This is a genomic window from Halolamina salifodinae, from assembly GCF_017874235.1.
GTDB classification, from domain to species: Archaea; Halobacteriota; Halobacteria; order Halobacteriales; family Haloferacaceae; genus Halolamina; species Halolamina salifodinae.
In genome coordinates, this window is the sequence record NZ_JAGGLC010000004.1 from 1 (window position 1) to 19671 (window position 19671).

A 19671-nucleotide genomic window follows, 5' to 3' on the forward strand; every position below is an offset into this window, starting at 1 on the left:
AATGCGGACGTGAACGGCGCGGTGAATATTCGGAGAAAGATAACTCAGAGTCCCCCGACGGGGGATATGAGTAACGGCTGGTTGGCACAGCCCGGGGTCTTCCTGTTCGACCGCGAGAGCGGGTCGTTCACAACGAGAGAGCAGGGGGACTGTAAACCCTAATATCCCAACGCTTGGGATTCCTCCGGCTTTAGCTGGAGGAGGATGTCAACCGGGGCTGTCGGGGTTAGAAAACCCTAAGCCCGCGCCGGCGGAGCACACTGGGTATGGAGTTCAGCCTCGACGCCGAGCAGCGCCAGATCCGCGACACCGTCGCCGAGTTCGTCGACGAGGAGGTGGTCCCCCGGGCCTCGGAGATCGACGAGAGCGACGAGCACCCGGATGACCTGGTCGACCAGATGGCCGAGTTGGGGCTGATGGGGATGCCGTTCCCGACCGAGTACGGCGGCGCCGGCCTCGACTACCACTCCTACGCCATCGGGATCGAGGAGATTTCGCGGGGCTCGGGCGGTCTCGGCACCATCGTCGCCGCCCACACCTCGCTCGCGGGCAACATGCTCTACGAGTTCGGCGACGAACGGCAGAAAGAAGAGTACCTCACGCCGCTCGCGCGCGGCGACGACCTCGGCGCGTTCGCGCTCTCGGAGGCGGGCGCGGGCAGCGACGTGCCGGCGATGACCACCTCGGCCGAGAAGGACGGCGACGAGTACGTTCTCAACGGCGGCAAACTCTGGACCTCCAACGGCTCTGTCGCCGACACGGTAACGGTGTTCGCGAAAACGGACCCCGACGCCGGCAACCGGGGAATCAGCTCCTTCGTCGTCCGACCCGAGGAAGACGACGGCTTCATCGTGGAGAACACCGAGCACAAACTCGGCGACAAGGGCTGTCAGACCGCGGAACTCCGGTTCGACGACCTGCGCCTTTCCGCGGACCGCGTCATCGGCGACGAGGGCGACGGGTTCGTACAGGCGCTCAAGACGCTCAACGGCGGCCGCATCTCCATCGCCGCCCGCGGTGTCGGCATCGCCCGCGCGGCCAAGGAAGCGGCGACGGCGTACGCCACCGACCGCGAGCAGTTCGATCAGCCCATTTCGGAGTTTCAGGCGATCCAGCACAAACTCGCGGATATGGACACGAAGGTGCAGGCCGCGAAACTGCTGATGCACAAGGCCGCGGACCTCAAGATGCGCGACGAGGAGTATATCAAGGAGGCCGCGCAGGCGAAACTCTACGCCAGCGAAGTCAGCCGCGAGGTGGCCAACGAGTCGATCCAGGTCCACGGCGGCTACGGCTACACGAAGGATTTCCCGGTCGAGCGCTACTACCGCGACGCCAAACTCAACGAGATCTACGAGGGCACCAGCGAGGTGCTGCGCAACACTATCGCCGACCGGATGCTGTAGCGCGGGCGCTCTTTTTCCGTCGGAAAATTGACCGCGAGCCGCGAAACTACTGCTGGACGTGTTCGGGCGGCAGTTCGATCTGGCCCGAGAGATCCCGCTGGGGGAACGGGATCTCGATCCCGGCCTCGTCGAAGCGGGCCTTCACGTTCTTGACGTACTCAGAGCGGATCTTCACGAAGTCCGCCCGCGAGGGGTTGTCGATCCAGATGCGCGAGCGCAGGCCGACGTAGGAGTCGGCAAGTTCCGTCAGGCGCACGCTCGGGGCCGGATCCGTAAGGATCTCGGGGTGGCGTTCGGCCTCATCGACGATGATGTCGGTCGCCGTCTCGACGTCGTCCTCGTAGCCGATGCCGAACGTGAACTGGAGCCGCAGCGTGTCCTTCGCGACGGGGTTCTTGATCACGCCGTCGGTTAGCTGGGAGTTCGGCACGGTGAGCAGTTCGTTGTCGAACGTGCGCACGCGGGTCACGCGGAAGGAGATGTCCTCGACGATGCCGGAGTTGCCCTCCCACTCGATCCAGTCGCCGATGCGGAACGGGCGGTCGGTGAAGATGAACAGGCCGGCAACGAAGTTGGCGATCACGTCCTGCATCGCGAAGCCGATAGCCAGCGTCGCGGCGGCGGCGATGGTCGCCAGCGACTGGAGGAAGTTGCCGAAGCCGGCGAAGCCGAACGCGACCGCGATGCCGACGAACACGATCAGGACGCTCGTCAGCTTCTGGACCGGCAGTCGCGCGTGTTTCTCGAGGCCGCGGGCGTCGAGCACGCGGTCGACCAGCGGGACGACCATCGCCTGCCCGACGAGGTACACGGCGGCGAGTACCCCGACGAAGACGATGGCGGCGCCGACGGCGTTGGCGAGCACCGTCGGGACCCCGAGCCCTTCGAGGAACGCGGCGGCGACGTGGTTCGCGCCCATCGTCGAGTCCATCCCCGCGGTCGGGGTCGCAGTCGTCTGCAGCAGCGCCATCAGTGGAACACCGCCGTATGCCCGCGCGTGTCGATCACCTCGGCGTTGACACGGTCCGCGAGGTCAGCCGCCAACTCTTCGGTATCGTCGGTCCCCCGCGCCGAGCGGAGGAACTTGGCCTTGACTAGCTCCTCGCTTTCGAGCTGATCCGATAGCTCGTCGACGACTGCGTCGACGCCCTTTTTCCCCACCCACACCGTAACCTCGAGTTCGTGTGCCTGCTTTCGGAACTCCTCGGACATTCTTACCGAATACTCACCCCCCTGAAGCTTTGAAGCTTCGGTCTGGGGACCCGTCAGTCGGTGTACGGGTAGCGCGCCGTCGCGCCACAGTCACACCGGCGGATCACGCGCCCGCGCTGGGCCCGCACCCGGACGTTGACGCCGGGGCGCTGGTAGACATCACACCGGCCGCACGCCGCGCGGGCGAACGACCGCGGGAGCGAGAGCCGGTGGCGCTCGGCCAGCCGTCGGGCCAGCCGCACGTACTCCCGCGAGCGGTCGAACTCCCCGTCGGCGACGGCCGCCTCGGCCAGCGCCGCGAGGCGTTCGATCCGCTCGGCGGCGATATCCGCACTCATACGTAATCGAACGCCGGCAGCGTGGTTATCGCTTTCGGGCCTGCGCTTCCGGGCCGGCACCGGTCAGCCGGGACGTTGGAAATCGGTCCGGCACCGGTCAGCCGGGACGTTGGAAATCGGTCCGGCACCGGCCAGCCGGAACGTTGATCAATCCGTCCTCCAAAGAACGACGAAAGCCGTGCGCGTTCTCGACTATCTCGAACTGGAAGGCCGGATCCGCGGCGGCATCGCCACCGCGACACGTCAGCAGCGCAAAGCCCTCGACGCCGCCGGCGTCGACGTGGTTGAGTCGCCGTGGGTCGGCGACGACCCCCTCGACGCCGGCAAATCACGGCTGACGGGCGGGTCGGCATTCATGGAGTACGACGTGGCCCACTGCAACCTCGTCGGCCCCGGGAGCGTCGCCGTCGCCCGGCACGCCAAACGCAACGACATCCCCCTCGTCCTGCACGCTCACGTGACCGCGGAGGACTTCGGCGAGTCGTTCCGCTTCACGAGTCAGGTCGCACCCGCACTCCGCCCGTACCTCCGGTGGTTCTACTCGCAGGCGGACCTGGTGCTCTGCCCCAGCGAGTACACGAAGGGGGTGCTCCGGGAGTACCCGGTCACGACGCCCATCGAGCCAGTGACCAACGGCGTCGACACCGAGTCGCTTTCGGGGTTCGAGTCGTTCCGGGAGGAGACCCGCGAGCGCTTCGACCTCGACGGGATGGTGGTGTTCTGCGTCGGCGAAGTGTTCGAGCGTAAGGGGCTGACGACGTTCTGCCGGGTCGCCCGAGGGACCGACTACGACTTCGCGTGGTTTGGCCACTACGAGGAGGGCCCCGCGGCCAGCGAGACGGTGCGCCGGTGGACGACGGACCCGCCGGAGAACGTCACGTTCACCGGCTGGATGGACGACAAGCGCGCCGCGTTCGGCGCCGGCGACGTCTACCTGTTCCCGACGAAAGACGAGAATCAGGGCATCGCGGCGCTGGAAGCGATGGCGTGCGGCAAAGCGGTCGTGGTCCGGGACATCCCGGTGTTCGAGGAGTTCTTCACCCACGGCGAGGACTGCCTGAAGTGCGAGACGGAGGCGGAGTTCGTCGACGCGCTGGACCGACTGGCCGAGAACCCCGACCTCCGGGAGCGACTGGGCGAGAACGCCGAGGAGACGGCCGCCGAACACTCGCTCGAACGCGTCGGCGACCGACTGGTCGAGCAGTACGAGCGCCTGCTCGAGCGCCAATCCGGAACCGCTTAAGGGCCGTCGGCCGATCCTGCCACCATGGAGTCGGTCGCGGCGTTTACAGACACCTACCTCCCCACAGTCAACGGCGTCACCTACACCGTCCAAGGCTGGCGCGACCGTTGGGAACAGCGGGGTGGCCGCATGGACGTGGTCTACCCCGGCGCGCCCGACCGCGACCCGGAACCCGGCGAACACCCGGTTCGGTCGCTGCCGTTGCCCATCTACGCGGGCTATCGGCTTGGGCTGCCGCGGGTGCCCGACGCCGTCACCGATGTCGACATCGTCCACGCGCACACACCGTTCTCGCTGGGGCTCGCTGGCTTCAGGCTGGCCCGCAGTCAGGACCTTCCGCTAGTGGCGACCTACCACACGCCCGCCTCGGAGTACGCCACCTACCTCTCCTCGTGGGCGCCGATCCGGAAGCGGACGGCGGCGCTCAGCCGTCGCTACGAGTCGTGGTTCCTCGGGCAGGCCGACGCGGTGATCGTCCCCTCCGAGAACACCGGGCAGTACGTCGCCGAGGAACTGGGCGTCGACGACCCACGGGTGGTCCCCAACGGTGTCGACACCGAGCGGTTCCGACCGGTCGATCCCTCTGGCTTCCGCGAGCGCCACGACCTCCCGGAGGACCGGACGCTCGTGGGCTACACCGGGCGGCACGGCCACGAGAAGTCGCTGCCTGAGATCCTCGTCGCCTGCGACCGCCTCGACCGCGAGGTAACGGTCGTGTTCGGCGGCGACGGCCCCGCACGCGAGGAGTTGGAGGCCGCCGCCCGCGCAAGGAACGTCGACGCGCGTTTCTTGGGTTTCCTCGACCGGGAGGAGCTGCCGGCGTTCTACGCCAGTCTCGACGCGTTCCTGTTCCCGAGCCCCGTGGAGACGCAGGGACTGGTGGCGCTGGAGTCGTTCGCTTGCGGCACGCCCGTGGTCGCCGTCGACAGCGGCGCGCTCTCGGACACCGTCGACGACGGCGAGACGGGCTATCACTTCCCGGAAGGCGACGTCGACGCGTTCGCCGGGGCGATTGCGCGGACGCTCGACGACCGCGAGCGACTCAGCGCGAACTGTCTGGACAAACGGGAGGCGATCAGCGTCGAACACGCGGTGGATCTGCTGGCGGAGATATACGCCGACGTGCGGGCGTAGCTCTCGGCAGAATCACGGCGCTTAAACCGGTGCCTGCGGTACGGAGGCGTATGAGCTTCGAGAAGGGCGATGTAGTCGTTCTCCACGACGAGCACAGCGAGTTCGACGGCGAGGAAGGCGAAATCACGCAGGTCATGGAGACCATGTTCGGCGCGCCGAACTACACCATCGTCTTCGAGGAGGGCCAGGAGGCCGGCATCCCCGAGGACCAGCTGGAGCTGGTCGAGGAAGCCGGCGACGACGAAGAAGACGACGAGGAGTAAGCGATTCTGTCTCGGCGAGCGGTGGTCGCCGTCGAGGAAGCCTTTTGCGCGCGACCCACGAACGAACAGCCATGCCGAGCGTCCCGTTTCACTACGTCGACCTGCGGACCTTCTGCTACGCCACGGAGGACGAGAAGCGCGTCGAGCAGGCGCTCCGCCGGTTCCTGCCCGAGGAGTACGAGATCGAACGCGCCGTCAACAGCGGCCACCACGGCGACCGCATCGTCGTGTTCTCCGCGCGCGTGGACAACGCCGACGACGTGCGCCACGTGCTCCGGCAACTCAGCGAACTCTCCGACATCGAGACGGTGATCGCCGAACTCGACGAGCGCGTCGACGACAACTGTGCGTTCTTCCTCCGACTCGACAAACAGGACGCGTTCAAAGGGACGGTCGACCGCGGCCCCGGAATCACTCTGCGGGCGAAAGTCGAAGCCTACCCCGCCAAACAGCCCGCGGCCGTCGAGAACGCCCGCGAGGCGCTGGAACAGGCCCGGGAGCACGCCGGGAACTGATCGACGACGGGACGAGCGCGACCGTTAGTTCTCGGTCCACTTGATGCTGCAACCCCCGGACAGCCGGTCCGAGATGTCGACTTCCTCGCTATTCGCCCATGTACGACGCCTCCCGGGTGTTGCGCATCCCGCGGACGATCTCGAGGTACGCCTCGGTCGAGCGCTTGCCGGCTTTGGCCTCGCGGATCGCCTCGCGCTTCTCGGGGTCCGCAAGAATATCGACGACCATCGACGCCGTCACCTTCGCGGGCAGCAGGTAGGCCATCTCCTCGTCGGCGACGCCGAACTCCGTCGAGTGGGCCGAACCCTCGAACCCGCCAGTCCACGGGTGGACCGACGGGACGATCTGACTCACGTCGCCCATGTCGGTCGATCCGGTGACGTGCTGATGCTCGCCGAAGACGGCGTCCTCGCCGATCACCTCGCGGGCGTTGTCGTCGAACGCCGCCACCAGCGTCTCGTCGGTCCGGAGCGGGAGGTAGCCCGGGAAGTCCTCGATGGTGACGTTGGCCCCGACGGCCATCGCGCCGGACTCCAGCGCGCGATTGGTCGTCGCGTTGGCGTCCTCGATGGCGTCGACGCTCTTGGCCCGGACGTAAGACTCCATGCGCACGTCCGCGGGCACGACGTTCACGCCGTCGCCGCCCTTCGTGACGATGGGGTGGACCCGGACGTGCTCCTCGTCGGGGAACGTCTCCCGGTTGGCGTTGACGGCGTTCATCCCCGTCATCGCGGCGTTGAGCGCGTTCACGCCCTCCTCGGGTGCGCCGCCGGCGTGGGACTCCCGCCCCTCGTACTGGACGGTCTTCCCGACAAACCCGTTCGAGGAGAAGTCGCTGCTGACCTCGCGCTCAGGCGTCTCCGAGGCGGCATGGATCATCGCCGCGCAGTCGATATGATCGAAGTAGCCCTGACGGATCAGTTCCTGCTTGCCGCCGAAGAACTCGATCTCGCCCTCATCGAGCAGGCCGCGGCGGTACTCCAGATCGAGGTACTCCTCGGCCGGGACGGCGATGAACTCCACCGCGCCGGGCAGGTCGTCGACGACGCCTGACGCCACGAGACCGTAGGCCGCGCCGACGAGATTGGCCAACTGCGCCTCGTGACCGCAGGCGTGGCAGGCGCCGGTTTCCGGGTTCGCCGCTGGGTGGCCGGGGTTGACCAGCGCGTCGAGTTCGCCGAGGAGGGCGAAGACGAACTCGTCGCCTGTCTCGTCCTCGGCGTCTCCCTGGTCATCGCTGGTCCCACTGGCTCGCGCTCGCGCGCCAGTGACCGCCAGTTCGGTCTCTACATCGAGTCCCACTCCTCGGAACTCCGCGGCGACTTTCTTCGTCGTCTCGGTCTCCTTGTACCCCAACTCCGGCTCCGCGTGGACCGATTCCGCGAGCGAGCGGATCGCCTCGTCGTTCTCGTCGATTGCCTCCCGGACGCGCCGCTTGAGCGCCGCCGTGTCAGTCATCGACAGCCACGAAGCGCGGCGGGGTGATGAGTGTGGCGTCCCGACTCAGGCCACGTTTCGCTCCTGCAGGAGCTCGCCTTCCTCGAAGCGGTCGCTCCCGAGGGCGTCGATGTCGACTGTCGACGCCTCGCCGTCGAGGAGCAGCTCCGCGACCACCTGCCCGGTGGCGGGCGCGTGCTGGAACCCGTGACCCGAGAAGCCGATGGCCTGCACGAACCCGGGGCGTGACTCCTCGATGATCGGGTGGTGGTCGGGCGTGACCGCGTAGAGGCCGGCCCAGCCACGCTTGATCCGGGTTCCGTCGCCGAAGTAGTCACAGTAGATGCCGGCGCGCTCGACCGCCTGAGCGGCCCACGGCAGATCGTGCGTATCCGAGTAGTCGTCGGGCGAGGGTGTCTCCGGCTTGTCGGCGAAGTAGCCACCCACGACGGCCGCACCGTCGCGCTCCGGGCGGAAATGCGACCCCGTCTCGAGGTCGATGGTGAGCGGGTCGCTCTCGGGCACGGATCGCTCGGGGTCGACGACGACCGCCTGCCGGCGCTGTGGCCCGACCGGCACGTTGACGCCGGCCAGTTCGGCGATCCGGGCAGCCCACGGCCCCGTGGCGTTGACCACGGCGTCGGCGTCGATGATCCCGTTTCGTGGCGCGCCGTCGCCCTCGACCGCGACGCCGACGGCGCGGCCGTCGTCCACCTGTACGTCGGTGACCGCGGTGTTCGTCCGGATATTGACGCCCGCCTCCCGGGCGGCATCGGCGAACCCCTGGAGCGCGAGGTAGGGGTCGGCGAAGCCGTCGCGGGCGTTGAACGTCGCCGCCGTGATGGCGTCCGGGTCGACACCCACGCAATGCTTGGCTGCCTCCTCGGGGGTGAGGAGTTCGGTGCCGGCACCCTGCTCGCGCTGCATCTCGACCTGCCGCTCCAGCCCCGCTGCGGTCTCCTCGGTCCGCGCGAGCATGAGGTAGCCCGTCTGGCGGAACGCGATATCGACGCCGAAGCGCTCCTCGAAGGACTCCCAGACCGGCAGGCTGGCCAGCGTGAGGTCGACGTTCACCGCCGTCGAGAACTGGGCGCGGATCCCGCCGAGCGCGCGCGAGGTGCTGCCGTCCCCGAGCCGACCCTTCTCGCAGACGGTCACGTCGGCGCCGCGCTCCGCGAGCGCGTAGGCGCTCGACAGTCCGACGATCCCGCCGCCCACGACAACTGTTCGCATAAGTTCGACTGCGCGCGGCGCGGCCAAAACCGTTGTGCCGGCAGCCGTCGCTGTCGACGGCGACGGTGGCGAGCAGGCGGCGCGTGGGGATCTCGCGAGGGGCGCGCCACGCTCCCGCCTCGACTCCCTCGCGGCTGTTGGGGGCGCTGGTCGCCCGATCCGGTTTCAAACTCGGGGAAGAGCTTTCTCCCGTCGGCAGCAGGTCGGGGGTATGCGCGTGCTCTCGGACGACGACGTAGCGAGCCTGCTCGATCTGTCGGCGTTGCTGCCCGAAATCGAGCGAGCGTTCCGCAAGCAGGGGCGCGGCGAGGTCGAACGGCCCGAGCGACCCCACTTCCCCGTCGGCACAGGACTCGACGGCGACGACCCGCTCGGGACGGGGCTGACGATGCCGGCATACATCCACGGCGACCAACAATACGCCACCAAACTCGCCAGTGTCCACGAGGGGAACGCTGATCGGGGCCTGCCGACGGTGCAGGCACAGATCGCGCTGACCGACGCGCGGACTGGCGAACCGGTGGGGCTGCTCGCCGGGACCCGGATCACGAACGCGCGAACCGGCTGTATCGGCGGGCTGGCCGCGAAGCATCTAGCAGTCGGTGAGGGACCGGTGCGGGTGGGGGTCGTCGGCGCGGGGACGCAGGCGCGCTGGCAGACACGAGCCATCGACGCCGCGCGCGGTGTCCAGTCGGTTCGGATCTACTCCCCCAGCGAGTCGCGGGAGTCGTGTGCGGCTGACCTCCGGGAATCGGGGATCGACGCGGAAGCTGTCGACTCGGCGCGTGCGGCGATTTCGAACGCCGACGTGGTCGTGACGGCGACGACGGCCACCGAACCGGTCTTCCCCGGGGACGCGCTGGCCCCGGGGACGCTCGTGGTCGCCGTCGGCGCCTACACCGCCGAGATGCGGGAACTCGACGCCGAGACGGTCTCGCGGGCGGCACGGCTGTTCGGCGACGTGCCGGAGGAGGTCGCGGAGACCGGCGACTTCCCTGACCAGGGGCCGTCGGCGTTTACGCCGCTCTCGACGGTGTTCGTCAGGGGGACCGGGCGGGAGACGGACGACGAGATACTGGTGGTGGGTTCAGTGGGCTCGGCCGTGCTCGACGCCGCGGCGGCGACGGCGCTGTTCGAGCAGGCGGTCACGGAGAACGTCGGCGATCAGGTCGGGCTCTGAGCTACTCCTGCACGCCGCCGAAGGGGTCCTCGTCCTCGGAGCTGCCGCCGAACGGGTCGGACTCGTCCGCGGCGTCGGCGTCCTCGAACTCACGGAACAGCGAGTCGAACTCCCCCTGGGAGTCCATCGATTCGATGGTCGTGTCGAGTTCCTCGCGGAGCTCCGCGAGTCGGGCCTCCAGCTGCTGGTACTCCTCGTTCTCGGCGAGTTCGGCGTCGGTTTTCTCGGCCTCGAGCAACGCCTTCTTCGAGGCCAGCGAGAACAGCTCCTGGACGCCAGCGTCGTAGCTGCTGCGGCGTTCGAGGTCGCCCACGGTGTCGAGAAGCTCCTCGCGGGCGACCGGCTTGACGAGGTAGTCGTCGAACCCCATCTCCAGGACGTCGAAGTCCGGTTCGACCGCGGTGACCATCGCCACCTGACAGTCGATACCGCGCTGCTGTATCGCGTCGAGCACCTCGTCGCCGGAGAGACCCGGCATCCGCCGGTCGAGGAGGACGACATCGATGTCGGCATCGAGCTTCTCGAGCGCCTCGCGGCCGCCGTAGGCCGTGCGGACGCGATAGCTGTTGCCGAGCCACGCCGCGTAGAGATCGGCCAGGTCGGACTCGTCTTCGACGACGAGCACGAGGGGAAGGTCTTCGCTCATCGGATACAGGGAGCAGTTGGCTCTGTCGGAAGACGGACGCCCGACTATATCAAAATACCCCTTCCGGAGTCCCACGCGGAGAGCTGCCCGCGCTTACTCGTTGGGGCTGTAGTTGGGCGCCTCGTCGGTGATCATCACGTCGTGTGGGTGGCCCTCGGTCTGGCCGGCCGCGGAGACGCGGACGAACTCCGCGCGCCGCTTGAACCCGGGGATGGTCTCGGCGCCGACGTAGCCCATCCCGGACTGCATCCCACCGACGAGCTGGTGGAGCTCGGAGGCCAGCGTCCCCGTGTAGGGGGTTGCCGCCTCAACGCCCTCGGGGACGTAGTCCTCGTCGTTCTCCTCCTTGAGGTAGCGCTCGCCGCCGCCGGACTGCATCGCGCCGACGCTGCCCATCCCGCGGTACTGCTTGTACTTCTTGCCGTTCATCGTGATGACGCGGCCCGGCGCCTCGTCGGTGCCGGCGAAGTAGGAGCCGAGCATCACCGCGTCGGCGCCGGCGGCGATGGCCTTGATCGCGTCGCCGGAGTACCGAATCCCTCCGTCCGCGATGACGGGCACGTCCTGCTGGCTCGCCACGTCGGCCACCTCGGCGACGGCCGTGATCTGGGGCATCCCCGCGCCGGAGACGACTCGGGTTGTACAGATGCTGCCCGGCCCGATTCCGACCTTGATCCCGTCCGCGAAGTCGACGCAGGCCTCGGCGGCCTCCTTGGTGCCGACGTTCCCGACCACCACGTCGGCGTCGACGGACTCGGTGATGGCCTCCGCGGAGTCGAGAACGTTGAGGTTGTGCGCGTGGGCGCAGTCGATGAACAGCACGTCGGCGCCGGCCTCGTCGGCGGCGACCGCGCGCTCCTCCTCGAACGGGCCGACTGCGGCGCCGACGCGCAGGCGACCGTCCGCGTCACGGGCCGCGTTCTCGTTCTCGCGACGCGCGAGGATGCCCTGCATCGTCAGGAGGCCGACGAGGCGGTCCTCGTCGTCGACGATGGGGACGCGCTCGATCTTGTGGTCGTACATGAGTTCCAGTGCGTCGCGGGCGCTCACGTCCTCGGCGGCGGTGACGACTTCGTCGGTCATCGCCTCGCGGACTTCGTCGTTCTCGCCGACCTCGAGGTACGGCCGGATGTCGGTGCCGGAGATGATCCCCAGCACGGTGTCGTCGTCGTCGACGACCGGGGCGCCGGAGACGCCCTTCTGCTCCATCATCGCGTCCACGTCGTCGACGGTCTGGTCGGGCGAGGCGGTGACGACGTTCTCCCGCCGGATCACCAGTTCGTCGGCGCGCTTGACCTGGATGATCGAGGCCTCCATCGCGGCGGTGTCCATGTTGCGGTGGAGCACGCCGAGCCCGCCCTCGCGAGCCATGCCGATGGCCATCCCGGCCTCGGTGACGGTGTCCATCGCCGCCGAGAGGATGGGGATCTGCAGATCGACGTTCTTCGTGACCTTCGTCGACACGTCCGCCGCGTCGGGTTCGACACGGCTCTCTTTGGGTCGCAGCAGAACGTCGTCGAACGTCAGCGCTTCCGGTACTCGTAGCTTCTCCGAGAAGGGTTCCGACTCGTTGCTCTCCATGTAACAGGTGGTGAGCCTCGGCCCAAAAACGTTCCGAGTCCCGAAACCGTGTGCGCCGTCTCGCCACACCCGTCAGGCCCGGTATCGGGACATCGACCACGAGCAGCGGGTTGCCCCGCCGCGCTCGGCGGGCGTCGGCATATCTTCAGTTTTATGCCCGTATATCCGAGAGTTCGTAGACGTTTGGGCAGTTTCGCCGATGATGTGGCCGTGCATATGGGGGCCTTTCTCACGCAACGTTTATCGCCCTCTCGGGAGAACCAGTGGGTATGGACGTCGAAAGTCCCGCCGCATCGCGCATCGCCGGCCAGCCGACCGTCAGTGCCGCTGCGATCTTTAAACCGATGTGGCGAACACTTCGATGTCCGTTCCCGAAATTTACAGGATCCTCCCGCCACCGCGGCTATCCTGAATCGGGGTCACACCACCGTTTGGCCACGGGTGAGGCCGCTAGCTAGTCGTGAGTGTCTCCGATCACCCGATCGCGCTTCGCCTACAGCAGCGCGTCCGGGGCCCCACGAAGCTTCTCGCAACCGTCATGGGCCTGCCGCTGGTCGACGGCATCTTCCCCGCGCTGGTCATCGCCGGCGCGCTGACGACCGAAGCCGGCGCCCTCGACCCAGCCGGCATGCTCCAGACCGGCCTCCTCATCTTCGGCGGGTCGGCCACGGTGGCCGTCATCCTCGCGGAGATGGACGGCTCGCGCGCCGAGAAGGTCAGCTCCGTCCTGCTTCTGGGGCTGGTCCTGATCCCCGTCGCCGTCGTCGAGGCCGCGTTCGCCGAGACGCTCCGCTCGGTGCTCGACTTCGCGACCTTCCAGCGCTTTGCGGCCGTGGTGATCCTCGCCATCGCCGCCAAAACCGCGAGCGCCGAGATCGGCACCTACCTCCCCAGCCCCGGCACGGTCATCGCGCTCGGGCTCGTCGCGAGTGTCCGCCCGGCCGGCGCCGAACTCGTCGTCACCATCGAGCCGTCGACGCTGCTCGCGGCCGCCGGCGCCGCCGGCGCGGGCATCGCGTTCGCGCTGGGCGTCGCGCTCGCGGCGCCACAGCTCCGTGGCGTCGTCGACCTCGACCGCTTCCGCTTCGGGAGTTCGGTCGCGCTCGGGATGCTCGCCATCGAAGTGCTCGGCCTGATGCCGGTCCAACAGCCGGTCGCGCTGGCCGTGCTGGTCGTGAGCGCGGTGTTCGCCTACGACCCGGACGCCAGCATCGACGCCGCCGCGGCGCCGACGGAGCCAGCCATCGACTACACTGCCGACGCGGGGAGCGAGGACCGCCCCGTCGACCTCCCTGCGGAGCTAACCGCGCGGAGCTACCCGGAGGAGCGTGAGGAGACGGTGTTCGGCGCCGACGGCGGCACGAAGACCGAGGCCGAAGACGGCCCGGCCGAGAACGCCGAGACGGCCGAGCCCGAACGCCCGCCGTACCTCTAAATAGGTCCTTTTTCGGCTCAGCGCTGTCGGAGCCACCAGACCGCCACGACGCCGAGTAGCACCGCCGCCCCGCCGAGGAAAAAGAGCAGCCCCGGCGGCAGGCCGGTGGCGCTCTCGGCAGTCACCGTCGCCTCCGGCGCCTGCGTGGCGGTGGCCGCAGCCTGCTCCGTCGTCGTTTCAGTCACCTCGGCGACGCTCAGCCCCGTCTCTGTCGGCGTCGAGGTGGCTGTCGGCGTCGCCGTCGCGTCAGCGGCCGTGTCGTAGTCGCCGCCGCTCCCGGCCGTCCCGAACGGGAACGGCAGGTCGCCGACGTACGCCTGGACGAGCACGCTCCCCAGTCCCAGCGCCGCAACGGCGCCGATGAGCCGGGAGAGCGCGGCTTTGAGCCCGGTCGTGTCGTCCTCCGTGCCGGCGTAGACGATCAGCGGGGCGTCGGCGGGGCCGTACACCTGCATCTCGCGGCCCTTCTCGGAGTAGACCGTGTCGACTGGCTCGATCAGGCCGGCCTCTTCCAGATTGCCGATGTGGTACTGGGCGTTCTGCAGCGAGATGTCCTGTCGGTCGGCGATCCCCGAGGGGGTGTCGGGATCCCCGTGGAACGCGCGCAGCATGCCCCGAGCAGTGTCCGAGGAGAGCGCAGCGAGGGTTTCGCCCGCCTCGTCGCTGTCGACGCCGAGCACCCGTGGTTCGGGGTCGGGGTCGGCGTCCGGGGTGGAGGGTAACAGATCGACCATACAGTCCCGCTATCACCCCGGAGGTTGAAACGTTGTTCCCTCACGCCCCGCCCGGAACGACCAGCACCCGGAGGTCGTTGACGTTGGTCCCGGTCGCACCCGTCAGGAGCGCCGCGTCGAGCGAGTCGAGATAACCCAGCGAGTCGTTCTGGTCGAGTGCCGTGCGCGCCGCGGCCTGATCGTCGAGGGTGCCGGCGTCGACCAGCGCTCCCGCGGCCCCGGTGGCGCCGTCGTTGCCGTCCGTGTCGATGGCGCCGACGACGATTTCGTCGGGCGCGGCGTCGCTCTCCCCGAGCGACAGCGCCGCTGCGAGCGCGAACTCCGTGTTCGGGCCCCCCTCGCCCTCGCCGAGAACGTCGACGGTTGTCTCGCCCCCGGAGAGTAGGACTGCCGGCGGGTCGGCCGGGTCGCCGGCCGCGGCCACTTCCTCAGCGACGCCGACGTGGGTTGGCGCCGCGCCGCGGGCGCTCCCGCGCACCCTGGTCGAGAGCACGCAGGCGTCGTAGCCCCAGTCCTCGGCGGCCGCGGCGGCCGCGGCGATGGCGGTCCGGTTCCCAGTGACGACGTGCGTCGGCACGTCGACGACGGCCGGCTCGTCCGGACCGGGCGTCTCCGAGAACGCTCCCGCGTCGCCGGCCTCGAGATGGTCGCGAACCGCCGGCACGTCGATCCCGTAGCGCGCGAACACGTCGAGGGCCTCCTCGTAGGTCGTCTCGTCCGGCGCTGCCGGGCCGGAGCCGATCACGCCCGGCGGGTCGCCAACCACGTCGCTCACTGCGAGCGTGGCGACCGTCGCCGGATCGGCCGCTGTGGCGAGTCGGCCGCCCGTCACCCGCGAGGTGTGCTTCCGGACGGCGTTTATCTCCTCGATGCCGGCGCCGGCGGTGAGCAGCGCGCGCCCGGATCGACGGAGGTCCCCGACCGACAGATCACCCGCGGGCGCGGCGAGCAGCGCGCTCGCGCCGCCCGTGACGACCGCGAGCACGAGCGTCCGCTCGTCGGCGGACTCGGCCAGTTCGAGCAGTTCCTCGGTGGCGCGGGCGCCTTCGGGGGTCGGATCGGGGTGGCCGCCACCCGCGACGGCGACGGCGCCGATGGTGTCGCCGACCGCGGGGTCGGCCTCGGGGACGACGATCAGGCCGTCCGAGATCCGGTCGCCGAGGCAGGCCTCGATGGCGCGGGTGACGCCCGCGGCGGCCTTGCCGCCGCCGAGGACGAGGATTCGGTCGAAATCGGGGAGGTCGAGTGAGGTCCGATCGTCGGTGCTGATCTCGAGGCGGTCGTCGACGGCGGTGAGCGCGTCGCGGGTCGCGCGCTCGGGGTCGGCGCCGCGGATACCGGCCGCGAGACAGTGGAGTGCCGTCTCGTGGGCGGGCGAGCGGGCGTGGGTCTCGCGGTTCCGGAACACGTGAGAGAGCGCGGGCCCAGGGGGCAAAACGGTTCGGGCGGGCTTCGTCACGGTAAAGGCCCGCGGGCGCCCAAGCCGAGGAAATGAGTGAGTCGGAAGGCAGCGTGCGGGTCGTCGGGACCGCGCACGTCTCTGCCGAGAGCGTCCGGGAGGTCGAGGAGACCATCGAGGCCGAGCGCCCGGACGCGGTCGCCGTGGAGTTAGACGAGGGGCGCTACCACCAGATGCGCGGCGAGGAGCCGGAGGACCTCTCTGCGGGCGACCTGCTGGAGGGCAACACCGTCTTCCAGTTCCTCGCGTACTGGATGCTCTCCTACGTGCAGGCCCGGATGGGCGACCGTTTCGACATCCAACCCGGCGCCGAACTGCTGGCGGCCGTCGAGACGGCCGAGGATCTGGGCATCGACGTCTCGCTGGTCGACCGCGACATCCAGGAGACGGTCCGGCGCTTCTGGGACCGCATGACGCTGTTCGAGAAGCTGAGAGTGGTCGGCTCGCTGGCATTCGGGATCACCGACCCCCGGATCGGCGGTGTGATGTTCGGCCTGCTCGTTGGGGTCATGGTCGGGCCGATACTGGGCATCCTCGGCGGCGCCGTCGGCGTCACCCAGTCGCTGCTGGTGAGCCTCACCGGCGGCATGCTGCTGGCGCTGCTCTCGGGCTACCTGCTCTCAGAAGTCGCGTTCCGCGCGCTCGACGACGACGCACTGGCACTGGGTCTCGCGGGCGGCGGTGGGTTCGCCGTCGGCACAGTCGGTGCCAGCCTCGGTCTGACCGACTCGCTGGTGAGCCAGTATCTCGGCGACTTCGTGATCACCGCCGTGGGGTCGATGACGCTCGGCCTCGCAGCGGGGCTGGTCGTCGGGGCCGTCGTCGCCGTCACGATGAGCCTGTTCGTCGACGAGGGCGCCGAGGAGGGGATGGAGGAGGCGTTCGACCCCGCTGAGCTGACCGACACCGACGTGGTGACGGCGATGATGGAGGAGTTCCGGCAGTTCTCCCCCGGCGGCGCCGAGGCGCTGATCGACGAGCGCGACGCGTTCATCGCGCACAACCTCGTCGACCTGCGCGCACAGGGGAAGAACGTCGTCGCCATCGTCGGCGCGGGCCACCGTGAAGGAATCGAGAGCTACCTCAAGCACCCCGAGACGCTGCCGCCCAAGGAGACGCTGACGGGCGAGAAGGAGAGCCTGCTCCCGTGGGGGAAGATCCTCGCCGTCGCCATCACGGGCGCCTTCGTGGCCTTCTTCGTGCTCCTGGCGCTGGCTGGCGTCGAGGACCGCTTCCTGCTGGAGCTGTTCGGCGCGTGGTTCGTCGTCAACGGCGTGTTCGCGGCGGGACTCGCCCGCCTCGCGGGCGCACGCTGGCCCTCCGCACTCGTCGGCGGGTCGGTCGCGTGGCTCACCTCCGTGAATCCGCTGCTCGCCCCGGGGTGGTTCGCGGGTTACGTCGAACTGCGCTACACCACCGTCAACGTCGGCGACATCGAGACGCTGAACCGCCTGCTCGACGATCAGGAGACGCCGATTGCGGACCTGCTCGGGCAGATGTTCGAGGTGCCGCTGTTCAAACTGATCATGATCGTCGGCCTCACGAACGTCGGGAGCTTCGTCGCCTCCTTCCTGTTCGCGCTGTACGTGCTCCCGGCGTTCTTCGGCGACCTGGGTGGTGTCGGCGCAGTGCCTGACCTGCTGATCGACGGCGCCCAAAACGGCGCCCGGATCGTCTGGGGGTGGGTTGCATGAGCGCCCCGAACGGCGGCGGGCGGCGAGGGGGTCAGGGCGGCCCCGGTGGCCGATTCGACCCGGAGCCGTCGCTGCGCTTCTCCGCCCAGGAGATGCAGGACCTGCTGATCGCGTGGCTGGCGCTGGGCTTTGCGTTCGCCATCTTCTTCGAAGGCGGCGGGAATCAGGCTATCGCGCTGGTGACCGGGAGCCCCACGGCGTTCATCATCGCGCTGGTCGTTTCGCTGCTCACGGCCGGCGTGGGGTTCCTGCTTCACGAACTGGGCCACAAGGTGGCAGCGGTGCGCTACGGCAACATCGCCGCGTTCCGCGCGGACTACAACATGCTGTTCCTGGCGATCATGAGCGCCTTCCTGGGGTTCATCTTCGCGGCGCCCGGGGCGGTCCACCACCGCGGTCAGGTCACGGAGCGCCAGCACGGCCTTATCGCGCTCGCTGGCCCCGCAGTCAACCTCGCGCTGGCGGTGATCTTCGTCCCGATCTGGATCCTCGGCGTCGTCGGCGGCGTCGACGTGCTCGCGCTGCTGGGCAGTCGGGGACTCGCAGTGAACCTGTTTCTCGCGGCGTTCAACCTGATCCCCTTCGGCGCACTCGACGGGAAGACGGTGATCGGCTGGAGCAAGGCGGTCTGGGCAGCCGTGTTCCTGCCGAGCGTCGCCGTGACGGTGTACGTGGTGTTCGTGCTCGGGATCGGCTTCTGAGTCGGCTTGGATAGGCAGTGATGCTTCGTTTTTGCCGGAATGGGTTGCTTGGTCAGCGACCGCAACAGCATCTCGTTCGTTGGCAACTTGTGACCGCAGGGCGCCGGGCACGAGGCCCGGCGCAGCCCGTTTTCCCCACCCCTCCCCCCGCGGGCGCCGACCATGGGCGCCCGCGAGGCGTCCACCGCGACCGCCCCGCGGCCGGCGGGGGCGCGATGCGTTCGCGTCGACGGACGCGAACCGAGCGCGAGGGACGAGCGACTGTATTGGAGCGAGTCGGCTGGGGAGGCTGTGGCCGCGGTGCGGGGCGGTGCGGTCACAAGTGTCCTTGGGAACTCCGCGGTTGTGTCCGCGGTAGCAACAACGGCCTCCTCAGTAGTGTTGGCACAGACCCCGAACACTCACCCAGTGAAGAGTCGGAGCGGTGGACTTTTGCGCCGTCCTCCCGCCGCTTCAGCCATGACCGACGAGGAGGGGCTGACCTACGCCGACGCGGGCGTCGATATCGCCGACAGCGAGGCGGCGACGGCCGCCCTGGTCGGCGCCGCGGGCGCCGCGGGCGAGGGCACCGACAGCGACTACGCCGGGCTACTGGACATCGGCGACCGCTACCTCGCACTGGCGACCGACGGCGTCGGGACGAAACTGCTGGTCGCCGAGGCCATGCAGGACTACTCCACCATGGGCATCGACTGCATCGCGATGAACGCCAACGACCTCGTGGCTGCGGGCGTGCGCCCGGTGGCGTTCGTCGACTACCTCGCCGTCGACGAACCCGACGAGCGCTTCGCCGAACAGATCGGCGAGGGCCTCGCGGCCGGCGCCGAGGCCGCGAACCTCGAACTGGTCGGCGGCGAGACGGCGGTGATGCCGGAGGTCGTGAAGGGTCTCGACCTCGCGGGCACCTGCGCGGGGCTGGCAAAGAAGGACGCGGTGTTCCCCGGCAGCGCCGAACCGGGCGACGTACTCGTGGGCTGGGAGTCCTCAGGAATCCACTCGAACGGCCTGACGCTGGCCCGCAAGGCCGTCACCCGCGAGTACCAGTACACCGACCCCTACCCCGGCGAGCGCTACGACGCCGTCGGCGACGCCCTCCTCGAACCGACGCGACTGTACACCGACCTGCTGGACCCCATGCGCGAGCACGGCGTGCGCGCCGCCGCGCACGTGACCGGCGGCGGCTGGACCAACCTCGAACGGCTGGGCGACCACCGCTACGTCGTCGACGACCCGTGGCCCGCACAGGAAGTGTTCGACTTCGTGGAGGACCTCGGCGACGTGAGCGACGAGGAGATGCACCGGACGTTCAACATGGGCACCGGGTTCGTCGCCGCGCTGGATCCCGAGCAGGCGGATTCGCTGGTCGCCGAGACCGGCGGGCGCCTGATCGGGCAGGTCGAGGAAGGTGAGGGCGTGGCGATCCGCGGGCTGGAGCTGTAGATTCCCGAGAAAGTATTTA

The 19671-nt window shown here is 69.0% G+C and carries 19 protein-coding genes and 1 pseudogene; 11 read left to right on the forward strand and 9 right to left on the reverse strand.

Annotation, left to right across the window (positions count from 1 at the left end; translation table 11 throughout):
- Positions 1-162 (forward strand): annotated as a pseudogene (locus tag J2753_RS09365) (RNA-guided endonuclease TnpB family protein); the annotation flags it as partial.
- Between the two features lie 104 nt (positions 163-266).
- The gene (locus tag J2753_RS09370) at positions 267-1406 is read left to right on the forward strand and encodes an acyl-CoA dehydrogenase family protein (protein WP_209491692.1); all 1140 of its coding nucleotides are present in this window, start codon (positions 267-269) and stop codon (positions 1404-1406) included.
- Between the two features lie 46 nt (positions 1407-1452).
- Here J2753_RS09370 and J2753_RS09375 read toward each other — a convergent pair whose 3' ends face one another.
- The 3 genes from J2753_RS09375 to J2753_RS09385 are packed head-to-tail and all read right to left on the reverse strand — an operon-like array spanning position 1453 to position 2956.
- Entirely contained in the window at positions 1453-2325 is an 873-nt protein-coding gene (locus tag J2753_RS09375) for a mechanosensitive ion channel family protein (RefSeq protein ID WP_345777186.1), read from the reverse strand.
- A 50-nt stretch (positions 2326-2375) separates the two neighbouring features.
- The gene (locus tag J2753_RS09380; RefSeq protein WP_209491693.1) at positions 2376-2618 is read right to left on the reverse strand and encodes a YhbY family RNA-binding protein; all 243 of its coding nucleotides are present in this window, start codon (positions 2616-2618) and stop codon (positions 2376-2378) included.
- A 53-nt stretch (positions 2619-2671) separates the two neighbouring features.
- Positions 2672-2956 (reverse strand): ribonuclease P protein component 4, encoded by a 285-nt coding sequence (locus J2753_RS09385; protein ID WP_209491694.1) that lies wholly within the window; start codon positions 2954-2956, stop codon positions 2672-2674.
- A gap of 178 nt (positions 2957-3134) precedes the next feature.
- Here J2753_RS09385 and J2753_RS09390 point away from each other — a divergent pair, with 178 nt between their 5' ends.
- The 4 genes from J2753_RS09390 to J2753_RS09405 all read left to right on the forward strand — a co-directional run bounded on the left by J2753_RS09390 (position 3135) and on the right by J2753_RS09405 (position 6111).
- Positions 3135-4199: a glycosyltransferase family 4 protein gene (locus J2753_RS09390; RefSeq protein WP_209491695.1), complete on the forward strand. Its 1065-nt coding sequence runs from the start codon at positions 3135-3137 to the stop codon at positions 4197-4199.
- A 24-nt stretch (positions 4200-4223) separates the two neighbouring features.
- Positions 4224-5333, forward strand: coding sequence for a glycosyltransferase (locus tag J2753_RS09395; RefSeq protein WP_209491696.1), 1110 nt, complete (start codon positions 4224-4226; stop codon positions 5331-5333).
- Positions 5334-5383: 50 nt separating this feature from the next.
- Positions 5384-5596 carry a DUF1918 domain-containing protein gene (locus tag J2753_RS09400; RefSeq protein ID WP_209491697.1) on the forward strand — a complete coding sequence of 71 codons (213 nt, stop codon included), beginning with the start codon at positions 5384-5386 and terminating at the stop codon, positions 5594-5596.
- A gap of 71 nt (positions 5597-5667) precedes the next feature.
- The gene (locus tag J2753_RS09405) at positions 5668-6111 is read left to right on the forward strand and encodes an RNA-binding protein (RefSeq protein ID WP_209491698.1); all 444 of its coding nucleotides are present in this window, start codon (positions 5668-5670) and stop codon (positions 6109-6111) included.
- Positions 6112-6199: 88 nt separating this feature from the next.
- On the opposite strand, the gene J2753_RS09410 is transcribed toward J2753_RS09405, so the two are convergent.
- Positions 6200-7570, reverse strand: a complete 1371-nt coding sequence (locus J2753_RS09410; RefSeq protein WP_209491699.1) for an amidohydrolase — start codon at positions 7568-7570, stop codon at positions 6200-6202.
- Between the two features lie 45 nt (positions 7571-7615).
- On the reverse strand, positions 7616-8782 hold the full coding sequence (locus J2753_RS09415; protein WP_209491700.1) for an NAD(P)/FAD-dependent oxidoreductase: 1167 nt from the start codon (positions 8780-8782) through the stop codon (positions 7616-7618).
- Between the two features lie 211 nt (positions 8783-8993).
- Here J2753_RS09415 and J2753_RS09420 point away from each other — a divergent pair, with 211 nt between their 5' ends.
- Positions 8994-9962, forward strand: coding sequence for an ornithine cyclodeaminase family protein (locus tag J2753_RS09420; protein WP_209491701.1), 969 nt, complete (start codon positions 8994-8996; stop codon positions 9960-9962).
- A 1-nt stretch (position 9963) separates the two neighbouring features.
- Here J2753_RS09420 and J2753_RS09425 read toward each other — a convergent pair whose 3' ends face one another.
- On the reverse strand, positions 9964-10608 hold the full coding sequence (locus J2753_RS09425; protein ID WP_209491702.1) for a HalX domain-containing protein: 645 nt from the start codon (positions 10606-10608) through the stop codon (positions 9964-9966).
- A gap of 93 nt (positions 10609-10701) precedes the next feature.
- Positions 10702-12189 carry an IMP dehydrogenase gene (gene guaB, locus J2753_RS09430; RefSeq protein WP_209491703.1) on the reverse strand — a complete coding sequence of 496 codons (1488 nt, stop codon included), beginning with the start codon at positions 12187-12189 and terminating at the stop codon, positions 10702-10704.
- 460 nt (positions 12190-12649) lie between these two features.
- Between guaB and J2753_RS09435 the strand changes: the two genes are divergently transcribed.
- Positions 12650-13624, forward strand: coding sequence for a DUF5794 domain-containing protein (locus J2753_RS09435; protein ID WP_321168807.1), 975 nt, complete (start codon positions 12650-12652; stop codon positions 13622-13624).
- Between the two features lie 17 nt (positions 13625-13641).
- Here the strand turns inward: J2753_RS09435 and J2753_RS09440 are convergent, their stop codons facing one another.
- On the reverse strand, positions 13642-14358 hold the full coding sequence (locus J2753_RS09440; protein ID WP_209491704.1) for a winged helix-turn-helix domain-containing protein: 717 nt from the start codon (positions 14356-14358) through the stop codon (positions 13642-13644).
- A 40-nt stretch (positions 14359-14398) separates the two neighbouring features.
- Positions 14399-15766, reverse strand: a complete 1368-nt coding sequence (locus tag J2753_RS09445; RefSeq protein WP_209491705.1) for a glycerate kinase type-2 family protein — start codon at positions 15764-15766, stop codon at positions 14399-14401.
- 83 nt (positions 15767-15849) lie between these two features.
- Here J2753_RS09445 and J2753_RS09450 point away from each other — a divergent pair, with 83 nt between their 5' ends.
- The 3 genes from J2753_RS09450 (at position 15850) to purM (ending at position 19652) form a co-directional block, all read left to right on the forward strand.
- Positions 15850-17511, forward strand: a complete 1662-nt coding sequence (locus J2753_RS09450; protein ID WP_209491706.1) for a TraB/GumN family protein — start codon at positions 15850-15852, stop codon at positions 17509-17511.
- Positions 17512-17603: 92 nt separating this feature from the next.
- On the forward strand, positions 17604-18212 hold the full coding sequence (locus tag J2753_RS09455) for a metalloprotease (RefSeq protein WP_209492100.1): 609 nt from the start codon (positions 17604-17606) through the stop codon (positions 18210-18212).
- Positions 18213-18671: 459 nt separating this feature from the next.
- Positions 18672-19652, forward strand: coding sequence for a phosphoribosylformylglycinamidine cyclo-ligase (gene purM, locus J2753_RS09460; protein ID WP_209491707.1), 981 nt, complete (start codon positions 18672-18674; stop codon positions 19650-19652).
- The last annotated feature ends 19 nt before the right edge of the window (positions 19653-19671 follow it).